Source organism: Psychrobacter immobilis (genome assembly GCF_904846285.1).
GTDB lineage: Bacteria > Pseudomonadota > Gammaproteobacteria > Pseudomonadales > Moraxellaceae > Psychrobacter > Psychrobacter immobilis_D.
In genome coordinates this window covers 98886-116085 of sequence record NZ_CAJHAD010000004.1, presented here as the reverse complement: position 1 = coordinate 116085, position 17200 = coordinate 98886, and the positions used below count along the sequence as shown (strand labels likewise).

Annotated in this window: 11 protein-coding genes; 5 read left to right on the top strand and 6 right to left on the bottom strand. The window is 41.9% G+C overall.

The window, feature by feature from the left end; all coding sequences use genetic code 11:
• Positions 1–145 precede the first annotated feature (145 nt).
• A complete protein-coding gene (locus JMX13_RS04250) occupies positions 146–499 on the bottom strand; it encodes a hypothetical protein (protein ID WP_201609927.1) in 354 nt (117 codons plus the stop codon).
• Positions 500–1106: 607 nt separating this feature from the next.
• Between JMX13_RS04250 and nirK the strand changes: the two genes are divergently transcribed.
• The 3 genes from nirK to JMX13_RS04235 all read left to right on the top strand — a co-directional run bounded on the left by nirK (position 1107) and on the right by JMX13_RS04235 (position 4707).
• Positions 1107–2633, top strand: coding sequence for a copper-containing nitrite reductase (gene nirK / locus JMX13_RS04245; protein WP_265088389.1), 1527 nt, complete (start codon positions 1107–1109; stop codon positions 2631–2633).
• 270 nt (positions 2634–2903) lie between these two features.
• On the top strand, positions 2904–3806 hold the full coding sequence (locus tag JMX13_RS04240; RefSeq protein WP_201609925.1) for a formylglycine-generating enzyme family protein: 903 nt from the start codon (positions 2904–2906) through the stop codon (positions 3804–3806).
• Positions 3807–3927: 121 nt separating this feature from the next.
• Positions 3928–4707: an SCO family protein gene (locus JMX13_RS04235; RefSeq protein WP_201609923.1), complete on the top strand. Its 780-nt coding sequence runs from the start codon at positions 3928–3930 to the stop codon at positions 4705–4707.
• A gap of 194 nt (positions 4708–4901) precedes the next feature.
• On the opposite strand, the gene JMX13_RS04230 is transcribed toward JMX13_RS04235, so the two are convergent.
• The gene (locus tag JMX13_RS04230; RefSeq protein ID WP_201609921.1) at positions 4902–6449 is read right to left on the bottom strand and encodes an acetyl-CoA hydrolase/transferase family protein; all 1548 of its coding nucleotides are present in this window, start codon (positions 6447–6449) and stop codon (positions 4902–4904) included.
• A gap of 913 nt (positions 6450–7362) precedes the next feature.
• On the opposite strand from JMX13_RS04230, the gene JMX13_RS04225 reads away from it, so the two are divergent.
• Entirely contained in the window at positions 7363–8226 is an 864-nt protein-coding gene (locus tag JMX13_RS04225) for a universal stress protein (RefSeq protein WP_201609919.1), read from the top strand.
• Between the two features lie 197 nt (positions 8227–8423).
• Here the strand turns inward: JMX13_RS04225 and JMX13_RS04220 are convergent, their stop codons facing one another.
• The 3 genes from JMX13_RS04220 to JMX13_RS04210 form a co-directional block, all read right to left on the bottom strand.
• Positions 8424–11636: a YadA-like family protein gene (locus tag JMX13_RS04220; RefSeq protein WP_201609916.1), complete on the bottom strand. Its 3213-nt coding sequence runs from the start codon at positions 11634–11636 to the stop codon at positions 8424–8426.
• Positions 11637–11964: 328 nt separating this feature from the next.
• Positions 11965–13509 (bottom strand): sensor histidine kinase, encoded by a 1545-nt coding sequence (locus tag JMX13_RS04215; protein WP_227686212.1) that lies wholly within the window; start codon positions 13507–13509, stop codon positions 11965–11967.
• A 14-nt stretch (positions 13510–13523) separates the two neighbouring features.
• Entirely contained in the window at positions 13524–14225 is a 702-nt protein-coding gene (locus JMX13_RS04210) for a response regulator transcription factor (RefSeq protein ID WP_201609905.1), read from the bottom strand.
• 344 nt (positions 14226–14569) lie between these two features.
• Between JMX13_RS04210 and JMX13_RS04205 the strand changes: the two genes are divergently transcribed.
• Positions 14570–15133: a Spy/CpxP family protein refolding chaperone gene (locus JMX13_RS04205; protein WP_201609903.1), complete on the top strand. Its 564-nt coding sequence runs from the start codon at positions 14570–14572 to the stop codon at positions 15131–15133.
• A gap of 192 nt (positions 15134–15325) precedes the next feature.
• Here JMX13_RS04205 and JMX13_RS04200 read toward each other — a convergent pair whose 3' ends face one another.
• Positions 15326–17110: a hypothetical protein gene (locus JMX13_RS04200; protein ID WP_201609901.1), complete on the bottom strand. Its 1785-nt coding sequence runs from the start codon at positions 17108–17110 to the stop codon at positions 15326–15328.
• Between the last annotated feature and the right edge of the window lie 90 nt (positions 17111–17200).

The following is a 17200-nucleotide window of genomic DNA, read 5'->3' as shown; positions in this document are numbered from 1 at the left end:
TGATTTTGTCAGTGGGCTTTTCTTATTTCACTCAGTTTTTTTATTTTCTTTAACTGTTATCTTTAAAGCCTATGATTGAATAATATCATTATAACATCCAATAATACCCAACATTTCGAGTTCAGATTAATAGCTATTCAATTGTTTACTGCACACCATCTGCAGGTGTTTGATCTAAATTTGAGTTATTTTCATTAACAGTGACGGTATCGTCGGCTTTTTGCTCACCGTCATTATCCGACGCTGCCATGCCATCTGCAGTCGTGTCATTCGTTTTTGCAGTCATGCCCGTTTCAACAACTTCTGTGCCTTCATTAATATCATTGCCTGCTTCGCTCTCCTCAACAGCGGCAACTTCATCTGTCACTTCGGTCGAATCTGCCACCACATCTTCTCTTTCATTGCTACAAGCCGTGACGCCGAGAATACCGGCGAACAATGCTATCCATAATGCCTGTCGCGCTTTGGTTAATCCTACGTTTGCGGGTATTCTGTTCATCTTAATCTCCTTGATAGCTATCAAAACATTAAATGCTTAATGAGGTTTTTACTAAAAAACCATTTTGAAATATGAATAGTCTAAAATAAGCACAATTAAGACGACCTTATGATATAAATCTGATAGTAAATAGGAGCTTCTTGTTTGTTTTTATTAACTGTTTATTAAAATAAACCAAACATCATAGGTTGGATTTGATACGAATAAAAAGAATTAGAAATGTTTGAACCACCTTATTTGCCTACTTTCATAGCAATCATTTTGCTAAATTGCATTCGTTGAGAATTCCCAAAGCTTATAGCCCTTAAACCAATACCCTCCTTCTAGCACACCAAATCGCAAAAATACCTAGCTAAATCTATAACTCACCAGTATAAAAAGCGTGAATAAATCTTACAGAAATAATTCGCTTATTTTTAAACATTCATTTAAAATACATCTTATGGAAGCCAGTTTAAAAGCTCAATATCTTTATAATTTTATTGTTTAATCTTATTATTTTAACAGTGTTTTTTGCTTTTCTTCACAATAAACATTAGGATGACGAAAGCGATAAAAATCGAGCTTTGTTAAATGAGCCACTTATTTTCAATTTTTGGAGAGCCTTATGCGCCTTTTTAATTCAACATCTTTTCATCAGCAATCACTTAGCTACTCTAAACTTGCTCTAGCATGTCTACTCGCTCTTGGCACAGCAGGGATGGTCGGTTGTGATAAATCAAACCCTGATGAAGCCAGCGCAACCAAAGCAGAAACCACTCAAGCTACCAAAGATAGCAAGGCGCCAAATACTAAAGATGGTGAGTTGCCAGTGATTGACGCTATTATCACCCATGCGCCTGACGTACCTCCGCCCATCGATCGTGACTATGCGGCAAAAGTCATCGTAAAAATGGAAACTGTGGAAAAAACCATGCGTTTAGCGGATGGTGTTGAGTATAATTTCTGGACATTTGGCGGTCAGGTGCCAGGACAATTTATTCGCGTACGTCAAGGTGATGAAATTGAGTTTCATTTATCAAACCATCCTGATTCGAAAATGCCGCACAATATTGACTTACACGCGGTGACAGGTCCAGGGGGTGGTGCCGCTTCTTCGTTTACTTCTCCTGGTTATACTTCTGAGTTTAACTTTAAAGCCTTAAAACCGGGATTATACGTTTATCACTGTGCGGTAGCGCCCGTTGGTATGCACATCGCAAACGGTATGTATGGTCTGATTTTGGTTGAGCCAGAAGAAGGCTTACCAAAAGTTGATCGCGAATTCTATGTGATGCAAGGCGATTTCTACACCAAAGGCAACTATGGTGATAAAGGGCTGCAACCTTTTGATATGGAAAAAGCGGTAAAAGAACAAGCTGACTACGTGTTATTTAACGGTTCAGTAGGTGCGCTAACAGGTGAAAACTCGCTTAAAGCGAAAGTTGGTGAAACGATTCGTCTGTTTGTTGGTAACGGTGGTCCTAACTTGGTTTCATCATTCCACGTCATCGGTGAGATTTTTGATAAAGTAAATATGGAAGGCGGTAGCGCTGAAAACCATAATGTTCAAACCACGCTTATTCCAGCAGGTGGCGCGGCTATTACCCAGTTTAAAGTAGATGTTCCAGGCGAGCTTGTGATCGTTGACCACTCTATTTTCCGAGCATTTAACAAAGGGGCGCTTGGTATCATCGATGTTCAAGGTCCTGAAAATGCAAAAATTTACTCTGGAAAAGTACGTGAAGAGGTCTATTTACCTGAAGGCTCAGCGGCGCAAAGCCTCGGCAAAACCAATGCACCGGCTCCCGTAGTGACCGCTGCCAACAAGCAAGAAAGAATTAAAATGGGTGAGTCTGTTTATGCCAGCAACTGTGCAGCTTGTCACCAATTAAATGGTGTTGGTATACCAAAAGCCTTCCCACCATTGGCCAAATCAGACTATCTCAACCAAGACCCCAAACGTGCCATCAATGCTATTTTGCATGGCTTAACTGGCAAAATTACGGTTAACGGTGAAGAGTACAACAGTGTGATGCCAGCGGTCGCCTTAGATGATGAAAAAGTCGCTAACGTCGTCACTTATATCATCAATAGTTGGGGCAATAAAGGTGGTGAAGTCACGCCAGCAGATGTCAAAGCCGCTCGTAAATAATAGGGTTTAGACGGATACTATTAACTGTTTGGTGAAAAGGTTTTTATCGACCAGTCGCTATTGAAAAGCCATTTTAATTAAATAACCAAATATTCTATCGTTACGTCAAAACGGTGTCTCACTCAATCTGAGCTTGGCACCGTCACGATAAATAAAGCTTCAAAAGAAGATAGTTTTTATAGTGGTTAATTAACTAAATAGCTAAATGACTAACGGCTTGATTGATTGCTATACGCCCCGCCCTTTTTTGAGACTACTAGGAGATTAGTTATGTTATGGACTTACATCACTAACACTCGCAAAAGCAACACTCGCAGCATTAAAACTTATAAAAACAAGACTGTAAAAATTACCACACAAAAGATTCTGAATACGACTGCTCGCCCAGTAGCACTGCTACTGGTGGTCAGTGCACTGACCCTAACAACCGACTTTGGGTTTATGAGCACGCAAGCGCAAGCAAAAGAGCTGACCATTCAGCCGGGCACTTATCGTCCGTTATATTTGAGTAAAAACTCACCATTAGTGGCAGTTGATAAATTTAAAATTGATGAGTTGCCAGTTACTAATATACAGTTTTATCAGTTTTTAAAAGAAAACCCAAAATTTCGCCAACGAGCAATTGCGCCAATTTTTGCCGATGCCGGTTATTTAAAGCACTGGCTAAATACCAAAGATATCTCTGTCCCTAAAAAGGCGGATTTTCGAAAGCCTGTAGTCAATGTGTCATGGTATGCCGCCAATCAGTATTGCCGCGCGCAAAACAAGCGCTTGCCAACCGTTGAACAGTGGGAATATGTCGCACAGGCTTCTACCACCAATAAAAATGGTAGCTTAGAGGCCGGCTACAACCAACGCATCCTTGATTGGTATGGCAAATCGTCTGGTAGCAAAGACCAACTTGCTGATGTCGGACAAAGCCCTGCCAACTATTGGGGCGTCAAAGACATGCATGGTTTGATTTGGGAATGGACAGAGAATTTTAACAATAGCTTAGTCACTGGCGAATCGCGTGCCGACAGCAACCTAAACCAACAGATGTTCTGCGGCTCGGGCGCAGCAGGTGCGGTCGATCCAAGCGATTATGCGGCCTTTATGCGTTATGGTTTTCGCTCAAGCTTAGAAGCCAAATACACGGTTAGCAGCCTCGGTTTTCGCTGTGCTAGTAATTAATTTGCCTCGATACAGCGCTCCAATTTAACCTAGCGCCCTTTTAACATAGCGTTTTACTTTGATAACCTAGCACCCTACTTTTTATTTTCAATTAAATTTAATGGCCTTTAAGGATTGTCTTATGAAAACAATAAAAACCATTCAAAATACAAGATTGCAAAATACAGCGACTCACTCATTATCTCATGTGTCTCATGCTATCAAACTAACCTTGGCGGCTGGACTATGTATTGGCTTACTCGCTTGTAGCAACCCTGACGCGCCTAACTCGGCGACGACACAAGACAGTCAACCTGATGCTACTTCTGAATCTAAAGTAGCGAAAGATAATGATAACGATATGAAGGACATGGACCATAAACAGATGAATCATGCCGATATGAATGCGCAAGAACCGGCAGAAGCATTGGGACAAGATTATTCTATCTATCAGGCAGGCGGCGACTGGACAGACCATCGTGGCAATACCTTTGAGCTTGATAATCTTAAGGGTAAAAATCAAGTAGTGGTGATGGCTTATACCAGCTGCCAGCACACCTGCCCTATCTTAGTGCAATCGATGAAACAGATTTATAAAGAGATGACGCCTGAAGCGCGTGCGCAAACGGAGTTTTTACTGGCGACATTAGACACTGAGCGCGATAGCGTCGAGGTGATGAAAAATTTTGCTGAGCATAATGATCTTGGCGATAACTGGCGCCTGATTCGTAGCGATGAAGCCAGTACCCGCATGCTTGCCAATACCTTAAATATCAAGTATCAATTTGCCGATAATGGCGATATCAACCACTCTAACCTGATTTCTGTCTTGGATAAAGAAGGCCGCTTAGTCGCCCAAGGCGTTGGTGTTGCAGACTCTGGCATTAAGCCGTTGATTGAGTATTTAAATAGCCACAGCTAAGCATTTAAAATCCATACCTCTCAAGTGAGGTTATCGAAAATATAAACTTAACTTTTATTTTACTTTTAAATTTCTCTTTAGATATTATAAAAGTATAAAAAAACACCGCTTATCTGAATAGACAAGCGGTGTTTTTAATGGTGTCATCAGCTAGCTATAACGCTGATTTTGGCGTTAAGCTTTTAATTAAGCGTTTAAACCGCCAAAGCCAAACCTTTTTTGACGCGCATATCGCCGGTTTCAACATAACGTTGATGCCAAGACAATGCTTCACTCAGGATATGAGGCGTTTGCATACCAGCAGTCTGTGCAGCGCGATCATAGTAATCTTGCAGCATAGGGCGATAGTCTGGATGCGCACAGTTATCAATGATTTTTTGCGCGCGTTGACGCGGTGATAAACCACGCAAATCAGCCAAACCTTGCTCAGTGACGATTACCATCACATCATGCTCGGTATGGTCAACGTGTGACACCATCGGTGTGATACATGAGATAGCGCCACCTTTGGCAACCGACGGACTCACAAACATTGAGGTAAAGGCGTTACGAGCAAAGTCGCCAGAGCCGCCCAAACCATTCATCATGTTGGTACCCATCACGTGGGTTGAGTTGACATTGCCATAAAGGTCACACTCAATCATCGCATTGATAGCCAACACGCCGAGACGACGCGAGACTTCAGGATGGTTAGTGATTTCTTGTGGGCGCAAGATAATGCGTTTGCGCAATTCTTCGATATTGGCGTTAAAACGGTCTAATGCATCTGGGCTTAACGACATGGCGGTTGCAGAAGCTTGGGTCATTTTACCTGACATAATCAAATCTAACATACCGTCTTGCAATACTTCGGTATAACCGGTTAAATTCTCAAACGGACTGGCTTGCAATCCTGCCAATACCGCATTGGCAACGTTACCTACACCTGATTGGATAGGCAATAAGTTGGCTGGCATGCGGCCTTTTTTCACTTCTTCATGGAAAAAGTCAATAATATAACCGGCAATTTTATTCGAGCATTCATCAGGATCAGCAAATTTGCTATTACGGTCTGGTGAATCTGTTAAGACTACGGCAACGACTTTATCCAAATCACAGGTTAGATAAGGCGAGCCAACACGCTCACCCGGCGTAGTAATTGGAATCGGTTTGCGATACGGCGGTACACCAATATCATCAAAGATATCATGCATGCCCTCTAATAACAGGCTTTGGCGGCTATTAACTTCAAGAATAATCTGGTCAGCATTATGCAGCCATGCGTTATTAGTACCGATAGAGGTAGAAGGAATCAAGCGACCATCTGGCAAAATACCGGCCACTTCAACCACCGCCACATGCATGTCACCATAGAAACCAAAGGTGCTTTGCTGAGCGACATGCGATAAGTGCATATCAAAATAATGGGTTTCGCCGGCGTTAATTTGCTTACGAAGGGCAGCTTCTGACTGATAAGGCGTGCGCATTTTGATACCATTGGCTTCAGCCAATACACCATCACATTCTGCGGCAGTTGACGCGCCGGTTAATAAACCGATTTTGAATTCTTCACCGCGTGCTTGAGCCGCTTTCATACGCTCTGCTAATGCAGCTGGGATGGCTTTTGGATAACCTGCTCCCGTAAAACCACTCATTCCAACATTCATGTCATGTGAGATAAATGTCGCTGCTTGCTCCGCAGACATGATTTTTTCACGTAAACCTTCATGACGGACGCGCTCTTCGTGATTAATTGCACTCATACCTTTTTTCCTAGTAACTTCCCTATTAAAACCAAATTCTCATAATAATGATAAATTTGATACCGAAATAGCAATAAAATACGATGTCATATATTAACAACTTTACAATAAAAGACAAGCCGATTGTTTTAGGTTTTGATATTGGCTATTAAATTTTATTATAAAAATTAACAATAGTTCATTATTAATGATAATATCCAATCTTCTTTTTTAAATTTTCTGTAATGCTAGTTTAAATTTTCTTCAAACATATATAACCAAAAAAATTTTATACTTGTCTAGTATTTAAAAAAATCTTCTAAAGAAATTAAAAATGGTTATTGAGATAATTGTAACTTTAAGGAACTCTAGACTGTCTTAAGCAGTAACTTTGGGCTGAGTTATACTCTGTTCTTTGGTAATTTACATTATGATAGAAGAAAATTTTTACCTTTATAATCAGACATTTATTAAATAACAGCTATTAGAAGCAATATAAATAGAAGATATTCCTTAAAGAAAGAATAGAAAATATGATAAATATAATTTTTAAATAATAGGAATTCATATAACTATTATCTATCAATTAATAGATGAATTTTTGAGATAGAGTAGCTTATTGACTAGCAGACCTATTTGAAAGTTTGTAGAAAACGGAATTAGTATTCGGTCATACTCATGTTTTATAATTGCAATGCACTTCATTATTTATCATAAGTTATTACTCATGATGAGTTAACGAATGAAATATTGTTCTATATCTAAAAAAATATTCTTGGAAAGGAATTTAAAGCACAGTGCTTTAATGTTGAAATGACGGCATTTGAGGTAAGATAATAGCTAAAAACAGTTATGAGAGATTTAGGTTAAAAAATATCTACAACATCAGGATAAAAGACGCTTATCAGATGATAGATGAAACTAAGGACAGATTATGATAACGGAAGAGCACGTTTTGGCTTGTATCGATGGCTCAGCGGTGACTGGCTCAGTATGTGATTATGCCGCGTGGTACGCAAGCAAGCTGGACATATCGATCGCATTATTGCACGTCAGCGATGTAGCAGCTTCGATCAGACGCGATTTATCTGGCGCCATTGGCATTAATAGTCGCCAGTCTTTACTCGATGAGTTATCCGAGCTGGATGAGCAACGGGCTCAGGTGGTAAACAGCTACAGCAATGCATTAGTACAAGACGCAAAAAGTCATATCCAAATTAACTTTAAAGGCGTGAACGTCTGCATCTATCAACGCCGCGGGAAGCTGCTGCCAGCGATTGAATACTTTCAAGCAAAAAACCGTGCTATCGTCATGGGCCGCCGCGGTGAAGATCATAAAAACAGCCAAATCAATATCGGTAGCCAAATCGAAACGGTTGCCCGTGCCTCAAACATACCTGTGTTAATTTGTTCCGAGAAGTTTAAAGAACCTCAATCGTATATGGTGGCGTTTGATGGCAGTAAAACCGCGATGAATGCCATCCAGATGCTAGCGAAAATCAATCTTTTACAAGGGCTGCAAGGTCATATCGTGATGGTAGGTCATGATAATGAGGCGTCCAAAAAAAGCCTTGACGACGCTACCACGCAATTGAGGACAGCAGGCTTTAGCGTAGATGCCCATCACCTGCCACTGCTTGATGCGGTTGATGGCTTACTCGGCTTTCAGCTTGACAATAACATCGATATCATCGTGGTTGGGGCTTATGGACGCTCTAAACTCCAGCATTTATTTTTGGGTAGTACCACGACGGAGATTATTGCTAGCACATTATCACCTGTTCTTTTGGTACGTTGAATAGTTGAAGTTACAGATTTTTATATCATAAATTTTGCCTTAAAAATTTTAGTTTTTATTTACTTAATTCAATACTCTATATTTCATTAGGTAATTTCTATCCATAAAAAAGCAAGGCATCTAATGCCTTGCTTTTTTTGTTTTCCTTTGATGAGTCAATGACTATTTAGCTTGGTTTAAATTAACTACATAGCTAATTAGTCAAAGTGGAATCCTGCACCGATTGCAGCACCTACGTTCCCTTGGGTGTCCGCTGTGCCATTTAACTTCATCACCCAGCGTCCATCATTAGACATTTTAGAGAAACCAATAGCGACGGCACTCTCACCATTGAATGTCGCGATACCTCCGCCTATCATTGGTTTACCGATGATGTAAGCTTGTGGCAATGAAGACATGGCCATAGCCGCTGAGATACCCGCATTGGCGTCATCTTCGACTTCGCCAATTTTGTAGCCAAGCTCATTAATGCTGTTACCTAAACCTCTGCTAACAGCGTCTAATTGCCCGAAGTTCACAGCATCTCTAGGTGCCATGCCATCCGCAACATTCGTCACCTTAGTGCCAGCTGCATTGATACCGGCAGCAGTCATACTAGGGGCAGTTTCACCATTACCTGCATATATACCGGTTTTAGTGATACTAGGACCACCTACAATGACGACTCCGTTTGTGCTGACGGTTGTATCACCAGTCGTCACGCTATCGACATTGATGTTGCCATTTAAGTCAAACTTGATGCTACTGCCTTCAGCGGTGGTCTTAATGTTGTTACCGCCTTTGAAGCTGAGTACGCTGCCATCACCGATTGGTTTATTAATGACGGCACCGCTATCGGCTCCAAAGTTGAGACCAGCATCGATTTTGTCTTTGTTAGCTTTGATATTGGTGGTATTGGTACTGATATTCGCAGTATTCGTTACGATATCAGCCGCGTTTTTGGTGATGTTGGTAGTGTTGGTTGCGATACTACCACTAAGATCATTAGCTATTACATAAAGCTGACCACCATTAATAGCATCTTTACTATCTTTTGTAATATCTCCATCCATAAGATTGGTAATCTTAGTGTTATTAGCATTAATACCAGCTACGGTGACACTAGGTCCACCTACAATCGTTAAACCATTGTCATTGAAGGTGTTAGCGCCTGCTTTTATACTATCTACACTAAGATTAGGATTCAGGTCAAAACTAACATCATTACTATCAGTAGTTTTAGAGAGAACAATATTGCCATCAGTGTTATTTAGATCAACGCTATCGCCGCCTACTACTTTGGTAGCATTAGCACCTTGGGCACTAATTCCCCAGCCTTTACCTAATGCAAAAGTTGTAGCCTCTAACTGTCCAACAGTAGCAGCGTCAGTAAAATCAATACCTGCCGCTACGTTTGTAATTCTATTGAAACCGTTGTTAATACCTTTATTTGAAATAATAACATCGCCAAAGGTTGCACTATCAAGACTAGTTAAGTCTTTAGCAAGTTTGATTGTTAAAGTACTGTTTGTATCATTACCCACTACGCCAATGTTGTTACCAGAAGCGAGATTATCTAAGTCAGTTTCGCCGCCTTGAATGGTAAGCTTCTGACCAAGTTTACGATTAACAGTCGTCATGCTATTGTCACCAGTAAAATCAAGACCTAAAGCAATATCAGCACTGTTTTTATCTACTGCTATGTTTGTCGCATATAACTGACTACCGTTAATCGCATCAGTGCTGCTCTCATTAACCGCACCACCACTAACATGCTTTATCTGACGCTCATGTCTTTCCGAGCCAACAGATACTTGAGCACCAACTCCCTGCGCCGCTCCAGCGATATCGTACTCTACGCCACCAACGGTCATTTTCTCTTCTTTGGTTGCATCGGTGATTGTAGTTGAGCCTGCACCTAGTGCCACTGAGCCCTTTTTACTTGCTGAAGAGCCCATACCAAAGGCAGAAGATGCATCACCTGATGAGCTTGAACGCACACCCACAGCTGTAGAGAGGTCTCCTTCGGACTGTGCTTTGACACCAATGGCGACAGATGCTGCACCAACTGATTCAGTATGTCCAGTATATGGAGTAGCTGAATTTTCTATAAGATCACCACCTGTATAATACTTAAACGTATCATTTACTCCAGCAGTTTTTGAGGCATCATCTAAATCATCACCACCGATGGCGATGGAAGAGTGGCCGCTTGATTCAACGTTTGCACCAATGGCGATAGATTGCTCTCCACTTGCTGTGGTGTTCTGACCACTCTCTCCGCTACCAATTGCTATTGCTTGTCCACCAGTCGCTGATGCATTGCCACCCATAGCCATGGCGTTTGGTTTGGTTGCACCCAAGTTATCAGCATTACCAACCGCACTTGAATTCACACTATAGTACTTGGTTTTATTAGCGACGACTGTGTTAGATAAGCCTCTTAGCTGAGCCACATTCACCGCATCACTGTCTGTAGTACCAGCGGCTAGATTGACGATCTGACGATTGCCATCTTTAGCATTGCCAAGAGAGACAGCACCAAGGCTTGTGCTGTTAGTCGCTGTGATAGCAGCTTTGTCTATGACACTGGCACTTGTTGGAGCGAAACCTAGTGCACCACCTGCAACGTTAGCCACTGATCTTGAACCTAGAGCCACACCATCATCTATGATGGACTGAGCACCAGCACCTAATGCGAGTGAACCTTTTGCTGCTGCGGATGAGCCCACACCAAACACTGATGAGGCAGTACCGGCTGCACTTGAATGTATGCCAATCGCTGTTGCTAGGTTACCAGCAGACCGGGATTTAGCACCCATTGCTATGGAGGCTGCTCCACCTGCTTCAGTGTATCCTCCATAATTGTCACTGGTGTTTAGTAAGTCTCGACCAGCATAGTCATTGAAGGCTGCGTTTACACCGCCACTATTGAATGCTCCAGTAGATAGTGTGCCGTCAATATTGGTTTTTGAGGCTGTATCTAGATCATCGCCACCAATGGCGATAGAGGATGCCCCTTTTGATACTGTGTTAGCACCAATGGCGATAGACTGCTCTCCATTAGCAGTGGTGTTCTGACCACTTGAACCGCCACCAATGGATATGCCTTGACTACCTAAAACTGTGGCATTTTTACCTATAGCAATGCCATGAAGACCTCCTGTTGTAGCATTAATTCCGCATTTTATCTCTGTACTAGCGTCGCAAGGTACAGCAATCGCCTGCATACTAAATCCAGCCGTCACTAACCCCAACCAGATAGTGGTTATACGAAAAATACGGGTAGATGAAAGAGTGGATGTGGTATTGATAGTAGCGTTTGAGCTCACGCTAGATTTTGACGATTTACCACGCGCTTTAGCGTACTCAGAAACTGCCATAAAGCAGTTTAAAGACGCATTCCATATGACTTTATAATTCCGGTTCATGATGTATACTCCCTTACAGACTTATGTGATTTGAGAAATCAAAAGTAAAATCCATTTTTAGAGAGCTGATATGACAAAATAAAACGGGGTATAAATTCATAGGATAAAAGCCATACTTCAGGGAATGTTACCAGTAACAACACTTAAATAATAGTACGCCTTGTTTTGTAAAATCATTATTACTCTCTGTATATTATTATTAATGAATATACAGAGAGTAACAATACTGCTCATCGGAGATTTACTACCGTTCATCAGATATATGTTAAATAGTGAATATATTTAAGTAGGAGCGTTTTTATTATTGATTTCTTATTGCTAATTAGCGTTATTGAATAGGCAGCACTATCTGTACCACTAAACCTTGAATACTATCTTGACGATTATGAACACTAATTTGACCTTTATGTGCCATCACTACTGCGTGAACGATTGCCAAGCCCAATCCATAGCCGCCTGTTTCCCTGTGACGCGCACTATCAAGGCGTACAAACGGCTGAAAAATACGCTCTAAGTCTTTTTCTGCTACCCCGCCACCCTCATCTGTGATGGCGATTGCAAGGGCATCTTTTCCATTATCGAACCGTTTTTTTGTGACTTCAGCAATGACGCTTGAGCCTGAGGATGTGTGCATAAAAGCATTACGAATAATATTTTCAAGGGCGCTATGCAACTGTTCTTGATTGCCAATCACAGTCAAAGACGCACCAGATGATGACGATAATAAAACATCGGGCGGCGTCCACTGCCAGCGCACATTTTTATGTTGAAACTCAAAACAGACATCTTTGCCAATTTCAGTGATGAGTTCAACAATATTTACGGCATCATTTTCTAAATTATCGATGGTATATTGCTGCATTTGTAGCGACTGAATATGAATAATTTGCTCAATCAGCTCATTCATACGTGCCGATTCTTTATCGATACGGTCGAGGTAGCGGCTGGCATTGGGCGCAAAGTCACGCGTCAGCTCAGTAGCAACATCAAGACGTGCCAATGGCGAGCGTAGCTCATGAGAGATATCACTTAACATCTGCTTGCGTGCAAGCTCACTATCCGCCAAGCGCGTCGATAATTGAGCAACATCTTTTGCTAATAGTCCTAGCTCGTCAGAGCCCATCTCTGATAAATGGGTATTGGGTTGATAGTCGCCATCGATCATACGGTGCACGGTATCTTGCACCTGACCGATGCGCCGAGTCAGCGTACGACTGAGCCAAAAGCAGACCAAAGTACTAAAGAGGATAATCAGCAGCAAACGCACCGTGAAATTACCGCGTTGTAGCTCTAAAATGTCGGCAAAACGTAAATGCGGGCGCAATTGTATAATGGCCGTTTGGCCGTCCGGCAAATCTACGGTTAAATCTGCCAGTTCTGGGCGATTATTAGGGTCAAAAATCACTTCTCTATTCGGCATCGCTGGATGCAGAATTTCATTAATGAAAGAAGGCTTTTCATAGGCGCTGTCATTTTTATTATTAGGCGCTCTACGATTGTCAGACATAGCCTGTGATGGCAAGTCACGCTCCACTTCCTGACCGTTTGTTTGACGCTCTTCTCTATAACGATAACGCGGAAAAATAATAGCGCCCTGCTCATCGTAAATTCTAATTTGACTCATCAACCGTCGGTCTTGCCGGTATAGCTGTCTGACTGCCAATAAATCACCCGCTTGTAGCGCCGCAACCACTTCTTGACGCTTGAGTAACAGACTGTCAATTTGCACGTCCATCCGAGCGCTGAGCTCTTTGCCATTGAGCCAACGTTCTACCACAACAGAGATGATAGAGGTGATGAGTACAGTCAATAATAGACTGAGAAATAGCCGCCAAAATAGTGTCATTCTTGGCTTAAATGTAGAAGTAGGCATCGATGAGTCCGTCATTACAGCACCAGCTGATAACCTTTACCACGAATCGCCTTGATAGACTCATCATGAAAAGGTTGGAGTTTTTTACGCAGGCGAGATACATGCACATCAAGGCTGCGATCGAACGGCTGCAGTTCACGCTGTAAGACATTTTGTGACAGCCATGCTTTACTTACCACCTCGCCTTTTTGTTTGAGGAGCGCCAACAATAAATCGAACTCCGTACCAGTCACTTGTAGCTCAACGCCATCTATTTGACAGATACGCTGATTTTGGTCCAAATGCAGGCGACTCTCTGGCAATGGCATATGCTCTGACGAGGCTGCACCCAAGGCGGTAATACGGCTGCGTTTAATCACCGCGTTAATACGTGCCAACAGCTCACGCGGGTTACAAGGCTTGGTAATATAATCATCTGCGCCAAGCTCCAGCCCAATAATGCGATCAATCTCCTCGCCTTTTGCGGTCAACATAATGACAGGAATATCGCTAATCGCTGGCAGCTGACGCAGGACACTAAGCCCATCTATCTTTGGCATCATAATATCGAGCACCAATAAATCATAAGGCACACTGTCATGCATCGCTACTTTTAAGCGTTCGATGACCGCTTCACCATCGTGGACACAGTCACAGCGAATACCATGATTATGCAAATATTCTTGCAACAGTTGGGTCAACTCTTCATCATCGTCACCCAATAAAATATTTGCCATCGTCATCCTCCTCTCCTCTCTACTTTCTTGCCGCTCAGTCAAATGATTCCAAGCATGCCATAGTATGGCGCATATTATCAGGCAAGCACCCATCAATGCGCCACAAACGTTACCTTTCTTAATATTTCATAAATGTTCGCAACTTCTAGCTGTCGTATGATAACCGCTATCAGCAACAAACACTGACGGCAAGTAATGATTCATAGTGGCTATCCGGGACACTTGCCAATCGTTACTTCTCAGACAAAAAACTGCTTTTCGTAATAAGTGCAGTTTGTAACATAAATTTTGTAACATAAGTAACGTTTGCTCCATAATTTAAGGTAACTATTAAGGTAATAATGATGAAAAAATTATTGATAGGCTCAGTACTCGCGATATCTAGCGTGTTAACGGTTACGGGCTGTACCAGTGTCAACGCCACCACCGATACTACGTCAGCAACGCCAACAACGACCAGCATGCAAAAGCAGCATAAAGCTGGAATGAAAGACGGCATGCACGAAAGTGGTATGCATAAAGGTGGCATGAGAGGCTCTATGGCACAGCTGGATTTGACAGCGACGCAGCAGGCGCAAATCAAAGCCATTATGCAAGAAAAATATACTGGCAACAAAAACGATCGTAGCAAATATCAAGCAGAGCGCGTGCAAATGCAGCAACAAATGCAGACGTTGACCAATGCCAAAACTTTAGACACGGCAGCCGTCAACCGCCTAGCCGATCAACAAGCGGCAAAGACCAAGCAGCGCTTTATTGAGCGCGTGCAAACTGAGCATGCCATCGCGCAAGTACTGACTCCTGAACAGCGTCAAAAAATGGCGCAATTAAAATCAGAAAGAAAGGCAAAAGGTCATCATGGTTCAAAAAACCGTCAGATGCATGGCAAGTATCAGCAAGGCATGTAATTGACTGCTACTCTTAGATAACAATATGAATGTTTTAAGAAGAATATGAGTATTTAAGAAAGTAGATTATAAAAAAGCGCATCGGTTAGCCGATGCGCTTTTTTGTTGTTTTTATAAATGTTTAACAAGCATTTATTTGCCGTGCTTAACTCATTTAAATTGATTATAAACCTAGAGTTTAGCTCCCTTCTGTTATTCTACCAAGCCGAAACGCTTTTTATACATCGGTAGCATATTAAATAGCGTTTTGCCCATTGCTGTGCCATTACCTTGACGGTAATATTCGCCAAGCTCAGCGCTATATTCTTTTAGATCAATGCTGTTATTAGCGTTTGGTATCTGACTGTCATTCGGTAGGTTGGGAAAAGCCTTATCTTGAGCACGAATAGGCATATATTGAGTAAGGGCATCAACAATGAGACTGCCCTTTTCTATGGTTTCTACACTTAACTCATCACTTGATTCACCACTGGCATCGTTCGGTAGATAGTGGCGACTGTGCTGCCATTGCAACTGACCTCCTTTATCAAAGCCGTATAGTTTTTGCACGGGCAGATTTGCAGTAAAGGCCGGTGAGCTTGTTTCTAGTAAATCCGCTTCTTGTGTTCTCAGCATTTTATCATCAGCAAAATCTTTCATTTTTACTAAAACTTGTTTGACCATCGATTTACTGGTGATTTTACTATCCGCAGCATAAATGTCATCTTGCGTATCAGAAGCACTGTGTGTTATCAGCTCAGGGTATTGCTGAGTGATGAGTTTATAGAAGGTGCCCATATAGTCTTTATATGCCTGTTCATCACTAGCACTACTTTGGACACGGCGAATGATTTTTGCACTATTGAGCATAGCTGCTAGCTGCTTTTCAGGTAATTTAGGTTCTAGTGCCGTTAGAATACTTGGATTAATAAAATCGAATTGACTCACATCAGCTTTGGCATAGACGCTGTCTTCTGCTTGAATATGACTTTTTATCATCGCACGACCAAAATCTTTCGGTAACGTACCATCATCAAGGGCTATTTTTAACCATTTATTTTGCCATTTGGTGCCCAACTTATCATCAGCAAGCTTTGATGTCAGCAAAGCAAAATTGTCCGCCCACAGATAGACGCTAGCGGTTTTAAAATCGATATAAATAGGTTGATTGATACTACTATGATGGTTACGCGCCAAATACTGCGCACTACCCAGCATGGTAAACTTACCTGCCAGCGGCTGATAAACACCCTGCGCATTTATAGACAAGGGCTTTAGCAGATAAGCATCCAGTAATTGCGATTTTTTGATATCTAGTGTAGATTTTCTGCTGTCATATTCATTAAATAGCTTTTGGTAATAAGGTGAGATGCTAGCAACACTGGCGGCGCTAGCAGAATCTATATCAGATGATGCTGGCATCGCGACCTCTGCCGCCGCGTCTACCACGTCCTCCGCTGCTTCCTCAACGCTATAAGCAGTACTATCATAGTGAACCTCCGCCCATGCTTCATAAGCTGCTGAGCAGGCTAGGTACGATTGCTTAAGTGCCTCACGCTGGGGCGCGTAATCAATCAACATAATTTCTTTTTTTTGTGCTTCTGCTTTTGTTAATAAAGCCGCATAAGCTTGGTCGTGGTTATCTTCGCAATAGCTATCAACATCGTCTGATGCCACCCGTTGTGTGCTATCGATAGCTGTAAATTGATGCTCATTAATAACCTCAATATTACTATGATAAGCAGAAGACTGCCGGCGTTGCTGCTGTAATGCGCTGGCTAATGCGTTTTTTGCAACGCTTGGCGCATTATCTGCTTGCAAATTTTTTGATTGGCCAAGATTGGTAGATAAGTTGGTAGACTGGCAAGCCGTTATCAGTAATGTACTGGCGACCAATGTCATAGAAACCAAAGAGCTTACCGTCATCATTGATTTAGAGCACAAGGTATTTATCTGCTTTGGTTTATTAATGGATAAGGCCACATTTAATTTTTTCATTTTCTCTATCCTTGAAAGACGTTATATTTTGCTAGACGTTATATTCTGCTAAGCATTGTGCAACGATGATTGATACTGAAAATATATCAG

Bases quoted from the DNA above. Each gene is read 5' to 3' on its own strand.
- JMX13_RS04250 (WP_201609927.1), bottom strand. From the start codon at position 499: ATGAACAGAATACCCGCAAACGTAGGATTAACCAAAGCGCGACAGGCA.
- nirK (WP_265088389.1), top strand. From the start codon at position 1,107: ATGCGCCTTTTTAATTCAACATCTTTTCATCAGCAATCACTTAGCTAC.
- JMX13_RS04240 (WP_201609925.1), top strand. From the start codon at position 2,904: ATGTTATGGACTTACATCACTAACACTCGCAAAAGCAACACTCGCAGC.
- JMX13_RS04235 (WP_201609923.1), top strand. From the start codon at position 3,928: ATGAAAACAATAAAAACCATTCAAAATACAAGATTGCAAAATACAGCG.
- JMX13_RS04230 (WP_201609921.1), bottom strand. From the start codon at position 6,449: ATGAGTGCAATTAATCACGAAGAGCGCGTCCGTCATGAAGGTTTACGT.
- JMX13_RS04225 (WP_201609919.1), top strand. From the start codon at position 7,363: ATGATAACGGAAGAGCACGTTTTGGCTTGTATCGATGGCTCAGCGGTG.
- JMX13_RS04220 (WP_201609916.1), bottom strand. From the start codon at position 11,636: ATGAACCGGAATTATAAAGTCATATGGAATGCGTCTTTAAACTGCTTT.
- JMX13_RS04215 (WP_227686212.1), bottom strand. From the start codon at position 13,509: ATGCCTACTTCTACATTTAAGCCAAGAATGACACTATTTTGGCGGCTA.
- JMX13_RS04210 (WP_201609905.1), bottom strand. From the start codon at position 14,225: ATGGCAAATATTTTATTGGGTGACGATGATGAAGAGTTGACCCAACTG.
- JMX13_RS04205 (WP_201609903.1), top strand. From the start codon at position 14,570: ATGAAAAAATTATTGATAGGCTCAGTACTCGCGATATCTAGCGTGTTA.
- JMX13_RS04200 (WP_201609901.1), bottom strand. From the start codon at position 17,110: ATGAAAAAATTAAATGTGGCCTTATCCATTAATAAACCAAAGCAGATA.